Source organism: Ramlibacter sp. Leaf400, assembly GCF_001424545.1.
Classification (GTDB): domain Bacteria; phylum Pseudomonadota; class Gammaproteobacteria; order Burkholderiales; family Burkholderiaceae_C; genus Ramlibacter.
Map to the genome: position 1 here is coordinate 110,725 of NZ_LMQL01000005.1, position 12,492 is coordinate 123,216.

The 12,492-nt window shown below is 69.9% G+C and carries 14 protein-coding genes and 1 pseudogene; 4 read left to right on the forward strand and 11 right to left on the reverse strand.

The features are described from left to right. Positions 1-18 precede the first annotated feature (18 nt). The 4 genes and pseudogenes from ASG30_RS05345 to arsC all read left to right on the forward strand — a co-directional run bounded on the left by ASG30_RS05345 (position 19) and on the right by arsC (position 1,613). Positions 19-225 (forward strand): dodecin, encoded by a 207-nt coding sequence (locus ASG30_RS05345; RefSeq protein ID WP_055893713.1) that lies wholly within the window; start codon positions 19-21, stop codon positions 223-225. A gap of 116 nt (positions 226-341) precedes the next feature. Then, complete coding sequence (locus tag ASG30_RS05350) at positions 342-761, forward strand: hypothetical protein (RefSeq protein ID WP_055893716.1); 420 nt, start codon at positions 342-344, stop codon at positions 759-761. 66 nt (positions 762-827) lie between these two features. Then, a pseudogene (locus ASG30_RS22935) lies at positions 828-1,169 on the forward strand (glyoxalase superfamily protein); the annotation flags it as partial. Then, entirely contained in the window at positions 1,167-1,613 is a 447-nt protein-coding gene (gene arsC / locus ASG30_RS05355; RefSeq protein WP_268793568.1) for an arsenate reductase (glutaredoxin), read from the forward strand. The pseudogene ASG30_RS22935 and the gene arsC, both read left to right, overlap by 3 nt. A 45-nt stretch (positions 1,614-1,658) precedes the next feature. Here the strand turns inward: arsC and ASG30_RS05360 are convergent, their stop codons facing one another. The 11 genes from ASG30_RS05360 to ASG30_RS05410 form a co-directional block, all read right to left on the reverse strand. Beyond that, the gene (locus ASG30_RS05360) at positions 1,659-2,360 is read right to left on the reverse strand and encodes an SDR family NAD(P)-dependent oxidoreductase (protein WP_055893719.1); all 702 of its coding nucleotides are present in this window, start codon (positions 2,358-2,360) and stop codon (positions 1,659-1,661) included. Beyond that, positions 2,357-3,256 carry a phenylalanine 4-monooxygenase gene (gene phhA, locus ASG30_RS05365; protein ID WP_055893721.1) on the reverse strand — a complete coding sequence of 300 codons (900 nt, stop codon included), beginning with the start codon at positions 3,254-3,256 and terminating at the stop codon, positions 2,357-2,359. The genes ASG30_RS05360 and phhA overlap by 4 nt, the downstream gene beginning before the upstream one ends. Positions 3,257-3,314: 58 nt before the next feature. Beyond that, a complete protein-coding gene (fahA, locus tag ASG30_RS05370; RefSeq protein WP_055893724.1) occupies positions 3,315-4,592 on the reverse strand; it encodes a fumarylacetoacetase in 1,278 nt (425 codons plus the stop codon). Next, entirely contained in the window at positions 4,589-5,128 is a 540-nt protein-coding gene (locus ASG30_RS05375; protein ID WP_055893727.1) for a VOC family protein, read from the reverse strand. The genes fahA and ASG30_RS05375 overlap by 4 nt, the downstream gene beginning before the upstream one ends. Further along, positions 5,125-6,210 carry a 4-hydroxyphenylpyruvate dioxygenase gene (gene hppD, locus ASG30_RS05380; protein ID WP_055893733.1) on the reverse strand — a complete coding sequence of 362 codons (1,086 nt, stop codon included), beginning with the start codon at positions 6,208-6,210 and terminating at the stop codon, positions 5,125-5,127. Before hppD ends, ASG30_RS05375 begins: the two co-directional genes overlap by 4 nt. A gap of 299 nt (positions 6,211-6,509) precedes the next feature. Further along, a complete protein-coding gene (locus ASG30_RS05385) occupies positions 6,510-7,487 on the reverse strand; it encodes a Bug family tripartite tricarboxylate transporter substrate binding protein (protein ID WP_055893736.1) in 978 nt (325 codons plus the stop codon). A 19-nt stretch (positions 7,488-7,506) separates the two neighbouring features. Next, positions 7,507-7,899 (reverse strand): VOC family protein, encoded by a 393-nt coding sequence (locus tag ASG30_RS05390; protein ID WP_055893737.1) that lies wholly within the window; start codon positions 7,897-7,899, stop codon positions 7,507-7,509. After that, positions 7,896-8,834 (reverse strand): hydroxymethylglutaryl-CoA lyase, encoded by a 939-nt coding sequence (locus ASG30_RS05395; protein WP_055893739.1) that lies wholly within the window; start codon positions 8,832-8,834, stop codon positions 7,896-7,898. The genes ASG30_RS05390 and ASG30_RS05395 overlap by 4 nt, the downstream gene beginning before the upstream one ends. Beyond that, positions 8,831-10,072 (reverse strand): CaiB/BaiF CoA transferase family protein, encoded by a 1,242-nt coding sequence (locus tag ASG30_RS05400; protein ID WP_055893742.1) that lies wholly within the window; start codon positions 10,070-10,072, stop codon positions 8,831-8,833. The genes ASG30_RS05395 and ASG30_RS05400 overlap by 4 nt, the downstream gene beginning before the upstream one ends. A 48-nt stretch (positions 10,073-10,120) precedes the next feature. Beyond that, positions 10,121-11,044 (reverse strand): LysR family transcriptional regulator, encoded by a 924-nt coding sequence (locus ASG30_RS05405; protein ID WP_055893745.1) that lies wholly within the window; start codon positions 11,042-11,044, stop codon positions 10,121-10,123. Between the two features lie 75 nt (positions 11,045-11,119). Then, positions 11,120-11,752, reverse strand: coding sequence for a hypothetical protein (locus ASG30_RS05410; RefSeq protein ID WP_055893748.1), 633 nt, complete (start codon positions 11,750-11,752; stop codon positions 11,120-11,122). Positions 11,753-12,492 lie beyond the last annotated feature (740 nt).

The window sequence follows — 12,492 nt, forward strand, 5'->3', positions numbered from 1 at the left end:
GATCAAAGGAGCCCCACCATGTCGAACCACGTGTACAAGACGCTCGAGCTGACGGGATCGTCCCCCGCCGGGATCGAGGAGGCCGTGAGCGCGGCGATCGCCAAGGCCCACGAGAGCGTGCGCAACATGCAGTGGTTCGAGGTGGTCGAGACCCGCGGCCACATCCGCGACGGGAAGGTCGCGCACTGGCAGGTGACGCTGAAGGTCGGCTTCACGCTGGAGTGATCCGGCGGCAGGCCGGGCCCAGCGTTTGCTTCCAATTGTTCACGCAGGGTTCACCTTGCCTTCATGGTCCGTTCAGGTAGGAAGCGGACAGTGCGGTCATCGAGGAAAGGACCCAGATGAACCGTTCGATCAGAAACCGGATCGCCGCCACCGCCCTGGTCGTCGGCACCCTGGGCGCTGCCGCCGGCGCCCATGCAGGCACCTCTGTCCACGTCTCCGTGGGCGTGCCCCTGCCCACGGCCGTGCCGGTGCACGTCCAGCCGCAACCGGTGTACGCGCCGGCCGTGCGCACGGTGCACGCGCAGCCCTACGAGGTGTACGACGCGCCGCCCGCCTACGCGTACGAACGCCGCCACCGCCACGAGCAGTCGTGCGGCGCGCCCCGGTGGGACCCCCGCGTGCGCTACATGCCGGGCCAGGTGGTCTGGCGCCACGGCGACCTCTTCGTCGCCCGTCGGATCTCCGCTTCGGTGTGGAACGAGAACAGCCCGCCGGAATGGACGCCGAAGTACTGGGCGCAGGCGGAATGCCGCTGAGGCCGGCGCGTCCGATTCGCGCCGCCGGGGCCCGTGGGATGATCGCCCGAGGAGGCTCGTTTCCCCATGCATCTCGGCTCGCCCACCCCGATCCTGCGCATCTTCGATGAGGCCAAGGCCCGCGAGTTCTACGTGGACTTCCTCGGCTTCAGGATCGACTGGGAGCACCGCTTCGAACCCGGCCTGCCGCTCTACCTGCAGGTGTCGCGGCAGGGCTGCCGGCTGCACCTGTCCGAGCACCACGGCGACGCCTCGCCCGGGGCCGCCCTGAGGATCGAGGCGCAGGGCCTGGACGACCTCCAGGCCGAGCTGGCCGCCAAGGCCTACAAGTACGCCCGGCCGGGCATCGTGGAGCAACCGTGGGGCCGCGAGATGTCGGTAGCCGATCCTTTCGGCAACCGCCTGGTGTTCGCGCAGCGGGCGCCCGAGCCGGTCCCCGTCACCATCTTCCACAACCCCGCCTGCGGCACCAGCCGCAACACGCTGGCGCTGATCCGCCACGCCGGCATCGAGCCGGTCGTCGTCGAGTACCTGAAGTCGCCACCCTCGAAGGAGCAGTTGCGCGAGCTGCTGGCGGAGATGGGCCTTTCCGTCCGGGAACTGCTGCGGGAGAAGGGCACGCCCTATGGAGAGCTGGGCCTGGGCGACCCCCAGTGGACGGACGAGCAGCTGCTCGACTTCATCCAGCAGCACCCCATCCTCATGAACCGTCCCGTGGTCCGCACGGCCCTGGGCACCCGGCTCTGCCGGCCTTCGGAGGCGGTGCTGGAACTCCTGCCCGTGGGGGCGCTGCCGCCGTTCACCAAGGAGGACGGCGAGGTGGTGCGGGACACGGGCGCGCGGCGGTCCTGAGCCGCCGGGTTCCTCGCTACGCGGGTTCCATGGGGCGACCCCGGCTCACACCCGGCCGGTCACCGGAACCGCCGCCCCATGCACCGCCCGTGCCGCCTCCGAAGCCAGGAAGGCGATGACCTCGCCAAGCGCTTCCGGCGCCACCCAGCGCTTGGTGTCGGCATCGGGCATGGCGGCGCGGTTGTCGGGCGTGTCGATGATGGACGGCAGCACGCAGTTGACGTTGATGTTCCGGTCCCTGAGCTCGGCCGACATCGCTTCGGTCAGCCGGATCAGCGCGCTCTTGGAAGCGGCATAAGCGCCCATCTGCCCGGCCCCCTTGAGCGCGGCGGCCGCCCCGACCGTGACGATCCTGCCGCCGCCGCGCTCGAGCATGTGCGGCACCAGGGCCCGGGCGATGTTCAGGAAGGTGCGGGCGTTCAGGTCCAGCAGGAAGTCCCAGGTCTGGGGCGAGGTCTCGTGCACGGCCTCCCCCATGCGGAAGCCCCCGGCCAGGTGGCAGAGCGCGTCGATGCGGCCGAACCTGTCCACCGCCTGCAGCACGGCAGCGTGGACCTGCTCGGCATCCAGCAGGTCGGCGGCCAGCAGCAGGGTGTCGGCCGATTCGCCGAAGGCTCGCGCCAGCGCGTCGGCGTGGCGGTCGACCAGCACCCGCCGGGCACCGCGCCCGCGGTAGGTGGCGGCCAGCGCCTGGCCCAGGTGGCCGGCGGCGCCCGTGATCAGAACGGTCTGCTGCTGCGGGTTCATGCCGCGACCCCCGTGCGCCGCGCGGCGTGGTACTGCCCCGTGCCTCGCGAGACGACCCCGTCCGTGTCGAGGACCTGGCCCGGCTCGTATTCGGCCGCACCGGCGACGCGCTCGTAGTGGGGGGCGAAGTCGATGTGCGCCAGCTCCAGCAGCTCGTCCAGGTGCCCGAGGACGAAGTAGGTCTCCTGGAAATCGTCAATCCGGTAGCGCGTGCGCATCACCCGCTCCAGGTCGAAGCGCACGCGATTGGGCGAAGGGTCCCCCAGCGAGAACACCGTCTCCGTCGCGGACGACACGATGCCGGCGCCGTAGATGCGCAGCCCGTCCGGTTGCTGCACCAGGCCGAATTCCACCGTGTACCAGTACACGCGGGCCAGGTTCTCCAGCACGCCCAGCTTGCGGGCCCGCAGGCCGCCATGGCCGTACGCCTGGATGTAGTCCGCGATCACCGGGTTCATCAGCATCGGCACGTGGCCGAACACGTCGTGGAAGACGTCCGGCTCCTCCAGGTAGTCGAGCTGCTCCGGCTTGCGGATGAAGTGGCCGGCGGGAAAACGCCGGTTCGCCAGGTGCTCGAAGAACACGTCGTCCGGCACCAGGCCGGGCACGGCCACGACCTGCCAGCCCGTGCGTTTCATCAGGGCTTCGGAGAGCTCTTCGAAGTCGGGGATGCGGTCGGCGCCGATCGGCAGGTCGTTCATGCCGCGGACGAACTCGTCGCAGGCGCGGCCCGGCAGCAGCCGGCCTTGCCGCTCGAACAGCGTCTTCCAGACGGCGTGGTCCTGCGCGGTGTAGTTCGCCCAGCCCTGGTCGATGGTCCAGTCCGGCCGGCCGGGCGGCTGCTCGGCGCCGGCGGCCAGGCCGTGTTTCGCGGTTTCCTTCAGTTGCTGCAGCATGGGGGTCTCCGGGAGTCAGGGGGCCGGGCGGGCCGGCGCGGCCGCACCGGGCATCATCTCAGGCCCGGGCGGGCAGCACCTTGCCGCGGCATTCGCCGAAGCCGATGCGGCGGAACCCCGGCCGCTCGCAGAAGCCCTTGAGGATGATGCTGTCGCCATCCTGCAGGTAGGTGCGCTTCTCCCCGTTCGAAAGCTGCAGCGGCTGCTTGCCGCCGGACGTCAGCTCCAGCAGCGAACCGGCCTGCTCCGGCCGGGGACCGGACAGCGTGCCCGAGCCGAACAGGTCGCCCGCGGAAAGGCTGCAGCCGTTGACGGTGTGGTGGGCCACCAGCTGGGCCACCGTCCAGTAGGCGGCTTGCGCGAAGTTCGATCGGCTGATGCAGTCGCCCGCATGGCCCGCCTGCTCCATCCGTGCCGTCTGCAGCCACACCTCCAGCCCGATGTCGAAGGCGCCGCGCTGGCTGTTGGCCTGCGAATCCAGGTAGGGCAGGGGCCGCGGATCGCCCTCGGGCCGGCTCCAGGGCTTGCGGAAAGGCTCCAGCGCTTCCAGCGTCACCATCCACGGGGAGATCGTGCTGGCGAAGTTCTTCGACAGGAACGGGCCCAGCGGCTGGTACTCCCAGCCCTGGATGTCGCGCGCGCTCCAGTCGTTGAAGAGCGTGATGCCGAACACGTGCTCCTCCGCGGCGTCCAGGGGGATGGGCACGCCATGGACGTTGGGCCGGCTGATCACGATGCCCAGTTCCAGTTCCAGGTCCAGGCGCGCGCTGGGGTTCACCGCGGGCGACGCGTCGTCCGGCGCCTTGGTCTGCCCCACGGGCCGGTGGAAGCTGCTCCCGCTGGCCACGATGGTGGAGGCGCGGCCGTGGTAGCCGATCGGCACCCACTTGTAGTTGGGCAGCAGCGGGCTGTCGGGGCGGAACTGCTTGCCGATGGCGGTGGCGTGGTGGATGCCGACGTAGAAGTCGGTGTAGTCGCGGATGGTGCACGGCACGCCGAGCTCCAGGTCCGCCTGCGACAGCAGGGCCGCTTCGAACTTGCCGCGCTGGGCGCTGCCCTTGCGCAGCCCTTCCGAGATGGCCTGCCGCACGGCCTGGCGCTGCTCGCGCTTGAGCCGGATCACGCGGTTCATGTCGTGCGTGTCGAACACGCCGGCCTTGCGCAGGTCGAGCACCTGGTCGCCGATGGCCACGCCGATGCACCAGGAGTCGTCGTCCTCCCGGCGGAAGCGGCCGAAGGGCAGGTTCTGGATCGGGAAGTCGCAGCCCGCGACGTTGGCGCTCTCGACCCAGCTTTCCAGGGCCACGTCGCAGGTGTCGTCCGGCGCCGCGTTCATTGCTTGAACTCGCGCTGGTGGAGGAAGGCGCCGTGCTTGGGCGCGCGCTTGGTCTTGGACCACTCCTCCAGCATGTCCCACTTCACTTCGTCCAGGCGCTTGTTCATCGCGTCCTCGTCAGGATCGGGACACGCCAGCTCCAGCCGGTGCCCGTTGGGGTCGAAGAAGTAGATGGAGTGGAAGGCGCCGTGGTCGGTGACGCCCAGCACCTCGACGCCGTTGGCCTGCAGGTGCTGCTTGTACTCCAGCAGCTCGGCGCGGTCCTTCACGCGGAAGGCGATGTGCTGCACCCAGGCCGGCGTGTTGGGGTCGCGGCCCATCTCGGGCTGCGTCGGCAGCTCGAAGAAGGCCAGCACGTTGCCGTTGCCGGCGTCCAGGAAGACGTGCATGTACGGGTCCGGCGCCTTGGTGGACGGCACCTGGTCCTCGGAGATGGCGAGCATGAAGTCCATGTTCAGCATCTTCTGGTACCAGAGCACCGTCTCCTTGGCGTCCTTGCAGCGGTACGCGACGTGGTGGATGCGGTCGATCTTCATGCGGCCTCCTCGACCTTCAGCACGCCGCGGCGGATCTGGTCGCGCTCCAGCGATTCGAACAGGGCCTTGAAGTTGCCGTTGCCGAAGCCGTCGTCGCCGGCGCGCTGGATGAATTCGAAGAACACGGGACCCAGCATGGTCTCCGAGAAGATCTGCAGCAAGAGGCGCTTCTCGCCTTTCTCGGTGGTGCCGTCCAGCAGGATGCCGCGCGCCTGCAGCTCGGGCACCGGCTGGCCGTGGCCGGGCAGGCGTTCCTCCAGCATCTCGTAGTAGATGTCGTTGGGCGCGGTCATCAGCTGCACGCCGGCCATCTGCAGGGCGTCGACGGTCTCGATCAGGTTGTCCGAGGCCAGCGCGACGTGCTGGATGCCCTCGCCGCTGAACTTCATCAGGAACTCCTCGATCTGCCCTGCGGTCTTGCCGGCTTCCTCGTTCAGCGGGATGCGGATCATGCCGTCCGGCGCCGACATCGCCTTGGAGGTCAGGCCGGTGTACTCGCCCTTGATGTCGAAGTACTTGATCTCGCGGAAATTGAACAGCCGCTCGTAGAAGTCCGCCCAGTGCGCCATGCGGCCGCGGTAGACGTTGTGCGTCAGGTGGTCCACCACCTTCAGGCCGTGCCCCCTGGGATGGCGGTCCACGCCGGGCAGCCACTCGAAGTCGATGTCGTAGATCGACTTGCCGTCCTCGAAGCGGTCGATCAGGTAGAGCGGCGCGCCGCCGATGCCCTTGATCGCGGGCAGGCGCAGCTCCATCGGGCCGGTCGGGATGTCGATCGGCTGGGCGCCCAGCTCGAGCGCGCGGGCGTAGGCCTTGTGGGCATCCTTCACGCGGAAGGCCAGGCCGCAGGCCGAGGGCCCGTGCTCGGCCGCGAAGTAATGGGCCAGGCTGCGGGGCTCGCGGTTGACGATGAAGTTGATGTCGCCCTGGCGGTACAGCACCACGTCCTTGGAACGGTGCCTGGCGACCAGCGTGAAGCCCATCTTTTCGAACAGCGGCTCGAGCACGCCGGGGGTGGGGGAGGCGAACTCCACGAACTCGAAGCCCATCAGGCCCATCGGGTTGTCGAACAGATCGGCCATGCGGATCTCCTGCGGAAAAAAAATCGATGAAGGAAAGTATGGCGCCGCGGGCGGCGCCCTGGCGTCAGTCCAGCTTGATGGCTTTCGCGCGTGGCGGCGATGCTGCTGGAGGACCTGCGCGGAGTCGCGAAGGACTGAGTTCCGTCATCTCCGCGAAGGCGGCGATCCAGGGCTTCCGCCCCCCGGCGCCGCAGCCGCGCTGCGGTGGATTCCCGCCTTCGCGGGAATGACGAGGTGGGGGCGGGCTCAGCCGGCTGGCGGCAGCGTGACGCCGGCTCGGAGGCTGGCGTCCCCCGCCCTCAGTCCGCGCTGATGCTGGCCGACTGGATCACGCGGCCCCAGTAGTCGAGTTCCTTGCGGGTGAACTCCCCGAGCTGCGCAGGGCTCATCTGCTCGACCGACGTGCCGGACTCTTCCGCTTTCTTGCGGATCTCGGGCATCGCCAGGATCTTCCCGATCTCGGTGTTCAGCAGCGTCACGATGTCGTTGGGCGTGCCCGCGGGCGCGTACAGCGCGAACCAGGAGTCCAGGTTGAAGTTCTGCAGCCCCGATTCCACGGCGGTGGGCACCTGCGGCAGCGAGGTGAGCCGCCTGGGGCTGGTGACGACCAGCGCCTTGAGCTTCTCCGCCTTGACCTGGCTGACCACCGCGGCCGGCGTGGTGATGAAGAGGTCGACCTGCCCGCCCAGCAGGTCCTGCACGGCGGGGCCCGAGCCCTTGTAGGGGATGTGCGTGATGGACGTGCCCGTGATCTGCTTGAACAGCTCGCCGGCGATGTGCTGGATCGAGCCGTTGCCCGACGACGCGTAGTTCAGCTTGCCAGGGTTGGCCTTGGCATACGCGATCAGCTCGCGGATGTTGCTGGCCGGCAGGTTGGCCTTGGCCGCCATCAGCTGGGGGGCCCGCGTGAGCATGGCGACCGGCGCGAAGTCCTTGATCGGGTCCCAGCCCGCCTTCTTGAACAGGTGCGGGTTGCCCACCTGGTAGCCGCTGTAGGCCAGCAGCAGGGTGTAGCCGTCCGGCCTGGCGCGCGCGACGACCTGGTTGCCGATGTTGCCGGACGCCCCGGGCTTGTTGTCGATGACGACCGGTTGGCCCAGGGCGCGCGACAGCGGCTCGGAGAGAAGGCGGGCGGTGAAGTCCGTGGTGCCCCCCGGCGCGGTCGGCACGACGATGGTGATGGGGCGGTCGGGGTACTTGCCCTGCGCGAAGAGGCGGCCGGCGCTCCCCGCGAGCAGGGCGGCGCTGCCGGCCTGGATCAGTTGGCGTCTTTGCATGTCTTGTCTCCTTGGTTCTTCAGGTCGGTTGCGAAAGCTCGATGAGGTTGAAGTCGGGGTCGCGCACGTAGACGGAACGGATCGGCCCGGTCGCGCCGGTGCGCTGGACCGGGCCCTCTTCGATCGGCCATCCCTGCACGCGCAGGCGTTCGATCACGGCCTCCAGCGGCACGGTGGCGATGAAGCAAAGGTCCAGCGCGCCCGGCACCGGCAGGTGCGCCTTGGGCGTGAACTCGGCCCCCTGCACGTGCAGGTTGATCTTCTGGTGGCCGAACCGGAACGCCCGCCGCTCCACCGGCGGGGTGCCGCCCACGAACCGCTCCAGCTGCATGCCGAGCACGCGCGTGTAGAAGTCCACGCAGGCGGCCTCGCGCGCGGTGGTCAGCACCAGGTGGTCGAGGTGGCCGATCATGCGAAGGCCTTGCGCAGTTCGGCCACCGAAGCCGGGGCCGGATGCAGCTGGCCGATGGGACCGGCCTTGGCAACCTGGCCGGGCACGTCGTGCCCGAGGATCTCGGGAAGGTGCCGTGCCACGGCGAGCAGGCGCTCCAGGTCCACGCCGGTCTCGTACCCCATCGCCTGCAGCATGTGCAGGGCGTCCTCGCTGCAGATGTTGCCGGTCGCGCCGGGCGCATAGGGGCATCCGCCGAGCCCGCCCAGCGAGCCGTCGAACCGCGTGATGCCCTGCTGCGCCGCCGCCAGCAGGTTGGCCAGGCCCATGCCCCGCGTGTTGTGGAAATGCAGGGTCAGCTGCAGGGCGCCGAAGCGCTGTTGCAGGGCTTCGCACATGCGGGCCACCTGCGCGGGATGCGCCATGCCGGTGGTGTCGCAGATCGTCAGCCCGCGCACGCCCAGCTCGGCGAAGCGCGCGGCCCAGCGCAGCACTTCCTCCTGCGGCACGTCGCCTTCCATCGGGCAGCCGAAGCAGGTGGAGAGCGAGACGTTGACCGGCACCTTGCCCGCGGCCAGCTCGATCACCGCCTTCAGCCCGTCGAAGCTCTTCTCCCGCGGCATGCGCAGGTTGGCCAGGTTGTGCGTCTCGGAAGTGGACATCACGAGGTTGAGCTCGTCCGCGCGCGACTCCATCGCCCGCTCGGCGCCCCGCACGTTGGGCACCAGCACCGTGTACTCCACGCCGGCCACGCGCCGGATGCGGCCCATCACCTCCTCGGCGTCGCGCAGCATGGGGATCGCCTTGGGCGAGGTGAAGGAGGTGACCTCCACCTTGGCGTAGCCGCACTGGCTGAGCTCGTCGATCAGCGCCACCTTGGCATCGGTGGGGATGAAGTCCGGCTCGTTCTGGAACCCGTCGCGGGTGACGACTTCGTTGAAGTGGATGCGGTTCATGCGGATGCTCCCTGGATGACGCACCGGTCCTTCAGGGCCTGGATCTGTTGCGGCGTGAGCCCGACCTCGCGCAGGACCGCTTCGGAGTCCTGGCCCAGCCCGGGTGCGTTGCGGCGGTGGCTGCCCGGCGTGCGCGACAGCTTGGGCACGATGCCCGGGACGGTCAGCGTGCTGCCGTCGTCCAGGCGGACCTGCTGCAGCATGTCGCGCGCCTGGTAGTGGGGGTCGGCGGCGATGTCGGCGACGGTGTAGATGCGTCCGGCCGGCACCGAAGCCTGGTCCAGCGCGGCCAGCACCTCGTCCACCGTGCGGGTGGCGGTCCAAGCCCCGATCACCTCGTCGAGTTCCTGCACGCGGGCCACTCGGCCGGCGTTGTCGGCCAGCGCCGGATCGCTCGCCAGGTCTTCCCGGCCGATCAGCGCCATCAGGCGGCGGAAGATGCTGTCGCCGTTGCCCGCGATCAGCGCATAGCCGCCGTCGCTGCAGCGGTAGGCGTTGGTCGGCGCGATGCCGGGCAGGGCGCTTCCCGCGGGGCCGCGGACCGCACCGAAGGCGCTGTACTCGGGCAGCAGGCTTTCCATGCAGTTGAAGACGGCCTCGTACAGGGCGACGTCGATGACCTGCCCCTCGCCGGTGGCATGGCGGTGCTGCAGCGCCAGCAGGATGCCGATGACGCCGTGCAGCGCGGCCAGCGTGTCGCCGATGCTGACGCCCACGCGCACCGGCACGCGGCCCGGCTCGGCGGTGAGGTGGCGCAGGCCGCCCATGGCCTCGCCGATGACGCCGAAGCCGGGACGGTTGCGGTAGGGGCCGGTCTGGCCGTAGCCGCTGATGCGCAGCACGATCAGGCGCGGGTTGAGCTTCAGCAGGTCCTCGGGGGCGAGCCCCCAGCCCTCCATGGCGCCGGGGCGGAAGTTCTCCACCAGCACATCGGCCTCGGCCGCCAGCTTGCGCACGACCGCCTGGCCCTCGGGGTCCTTCAGGTCCAGCGCGAGCGACCGCTTGTTGCGCGACTGGACCTGCCACCAGACGGACGTGCCGTCCTTGAGCAAGCGCCATTTGCGCAAGGGGTCGCCGGCGGCGGGCGGCTCGATCTTGATGACCTCGGCGCCGAAGTCGGCCAGGGTCTTGGCCGCGAATGGGCCGGCGATGAGCTGCCCGAGTTCCAGGACCTTCAGGCCCGCCAGGGCGGCCCCGCGCGAGGCGGCGCCCGATGCTTCGTTGGTGACTTTGTCCATCCCGCAAGTCTCCGGCGGACGCGGGGGCGCCGTCTATGCGAGCTTCATTCAGTCACCCTTCGCATTTCGCGAAGGCGTGCACAGGAACTCCTGCAGACCCAGGACGGCCGGGTCGGACTCCGGCCGGATGCCGATCTGGAGCTGGCGGTGGGCCCACGGGTCGGCCAGCGGACGCCAGGTGAGCTTCATCGCCCGCATGATCGGCAGCCCCGCGCCCTTGGGCAGCGCGGCGATGCCCAGCCCCGACGCGACCATGTGCCCGACCGCGTCGAAGCTGCGCACCTGCATGCGCAGCTTGAAGTTGCGCCCGGCCGCCAGCGCGGCCTGCTGCTGCTGCTGGAGCATGGCCGCGCCGGCGTTGAGGCTGATCCACTGCTCGTCCAGCGTCTCCACGAAGGGGATGGGCGTGCGCCCGGCCAGGCGGTGGCCGGCCGGCAGCACCAGCACCAGCTCGTCCTTGCGGAAGTCGCGCACCTCCAGCCCTCGGGTGTCCGGGCCTTCGACGAAGGCGCCGATGTCGGCGCGTCCCTCGCGCAGGGCCGTGACCACGTGTTCCGACACCTGCTCCTCGACTTCCACGTGCACATCGGGCCGCAGCTCGGCATAGGCGGCCAGCAGGGGCGGCAGGAACTGGTTGATGGCCGCGGTGCTGGCGCACAGCTGGATGTGGCGCACGATGCCCTGGCGGATGTCCGCCAGGTCGGCCACCAGGTTGTCCATCTCCTGCAGCAGGGCCAGCCCGTGGCGCACGAAGGCGCGCCCCGCCGCGGTGGCCACCAGGCCGCGTGAATGCCGCTCGAACAGCGTGTCGCCCAGCGCGCTTTCCAGCTCGCGAAGGCGCCGGCTCGCCGCCGGCAGGACCAGGTTGCAGTCGTGCGCCGCCGAGGTCAGGCTGCCGGTCTGGGCGCAGGCGACCGCCAGCCGGATGGAGACGAAATCGAAGCGGGCGAGGTTGTAGCGGGGGGCGACCACGGCGGGGAACTCGAGCGTGGCCGGAGCATACGCCCGGCGGCTGCCGGGGGACGGGCCACCCAGCGAAGGCGGCTCCTAGCCCGGATTCGGCCCGCTGAACACGACCTTGATGGGGCGCTCGGTCCTCTTGCCCTGCTCCAGCATCCACTTCTTCGCGAACTCGCGCACGGTCTGCTCGGCGTTCTTCTGCTGCGCGTCCAGGTAGGCCGCGCTGGCCCCGCGCTGCGCGAGTTCCGGCCCCAGGTGGCGCAGCGCGTTCTCGCGGTTCGCCGGCGCGGCGGGGGAGAGCACGCTGCTCTCGGTGGTGACCACTTCCATGCTGGTGGTCTCGAACGCCACCGGACGCTGCAGTTGCAGGGGCGGGACCACCAGCCGGTAGTGATCGCCCTGGGGCTCCAGCCGCCACTCGGCCGCCAGCGGGATGCCGTACGAGTAGTGCGCCTTGACGCGGACGCGAGAGATGGTCTTGGGCAGCCTGGTGCAGTCCAGGATCGGGCAGGCCCAACCGGTCTGCCAGCCGAACTCCTCGACCTTGGCCATCGCGGTGACCTGCAGGAACCCGCCCGGCGTGCGGATCAGTTCCACCTTGGCGGGATCGAGCATCTCCACACGTTCGCTGGTGGTGCCGACCGTGCCCACCTGCTGCCAGACGACGACGGCGGTGGCCGCGACGATGGCTGCGAGGGCGAGGGGAACGACGTGCTTCATGGGGCTGGGTCCTTTGACCGGGGGCTCGGACGCATCATCCTATCCAGAGCTTCCGCCGCGCGCCCGCGGGGCAGGCGGTGCCTGGCCCGGGCTCATGGTGGGCCGGTTGCTCGCTGCACTCGCAACTCGCAGGGCATTCCGCGGCCCGGCCTGCGCGGCAGAACTCGCTGCGCGCTGCTTCGCACCGCTCCGCTCAGACAGCTGCCGCGAGTCAGNTGCGCCCGCGCGGCAGGCGGTGCCTGGCCCGGGCTCATGGTGGGCCGGTTGCTCGCTGCACTCGCAACTCGCAGGGCATTCCGCGGCCCGGCCTGCGCGGCAGAACTCGCTGCGCGCTGCTTCGCACCGCTCCGCTCAGACAGCTGCCGCGAGTCGGAGGTTGATATCAAGCTCGCCTGCGGCTCGCAACGGCCGGGCCGCGGAAAGCCCGGCTCGGCCCACAAATCGCCCGGGCCAGGCACCGCCTGCCGCGTGAGAGCAGGGTGCGGGAGTGGACAGGAAATCCTCTTCGCCCCGTTGCTCGCCTCGCCACTGTCTTGCCCCGTCGCCACCGCCATCACCCCTAGCCACCGTCATCCCCGCGAAGGCGGGGATCCAGTGCTTCCGGCAGTCCGCCGAAGGCGGACGCACTTGTATCTTTCGGGTCCGGCTTCTTTTTTTGGCAAGGCTCGTGCAGCCTGATACGCACTAGGGTCCCGAACCCGTAATCCAGCAGATTGCGCACGAGCCAAGCCGCTAGCCTG

Bases quoted from the DNA above. Each gene is read 5' to 3' on its own strand.
- ASG30_RS05345 (WP_055893713.1), top strand. From the start codon at position 19: ATGTCGAACCACGTGTACAAGACGCTCGAGCTGACGGGATCGTCCCCC.
- ASG30_RS05350 (WP_055893716.1), top strand. From the start codon at position 342: ATGAACCGTTCGATCAGAAACCGGATCGCCGCCACCGCCCTGGTCGTC.
- ASG30_RS05360 (WP_055893719.1), bottom strand. From the start codon at position 2,360: ATGAACCCGCAGCAGCAGACCGTTCTGATCACGGGCGCCGCCGGCCAC.
- phhA (WP_055893721.1), bottom strand. From the start codon at position 3,256: ATGCTGCAGCAACTGAAGGAAACCGCGAAACACGGCCTGGCCGCCGGC.
- fahA (WP_055893724.1), bottom strand. From the start codon at position 4,592: ATGAACGCGGCGCCGGACGACACCTGCGACGTGGCCCTGGAAAGCTGG.
- ASG30_RS05375 (WP_055893727.1), bottom strand. From the start codon at position 5,128: ATGAAGATCGACCGCATCCACCACGTCGCGTACCGCTGCAAGGACGCC.
- hppD (WP_055893733.1), bottom strand. From the start codon at position 6,210: ATGGCCGATCTGTTCGACAACCCGATGGGCCTGATGGGCTTCGAGTTC.
- ASG30_RS05385 (WP_055893736.1), bottom strand. From the start codon at position 7,487: ATGCAAAGACGCCAACTGATCCAGGCCGGCAGCGCCGCCCTGCTCGCG.
- ASG30_RS05390 (WP_055893737.1), bottom strand. From the start codon at position 7,899: ATGATCGGCCACCTCGACCACCTGGTGCTGACCACCGCGCGCGAGGCC.
- ASG30_RS05395 (WP_055893739.1), bottom strand. From the start codon at position 8,834: ATGAACCGCATCCACTTCAACGAAGTCGTCACCCGCGACGGGTTCCAG.
- ASG30_RS05400 (WP_055893742.1), bottom strand. From the start codon at position 10,072: ATGGACAAAGTCACCAACGAAGCATCGGGCGCCGCCTCGCGCGGGGCC.
- ASG30_RS05410 (WP_055893748.1), bottom strand. From the start codon at position 11,752: ATGAAGCACGTCGTTCCCCTCGCCCTCGCAGCCATCGTCGCGGCCACC.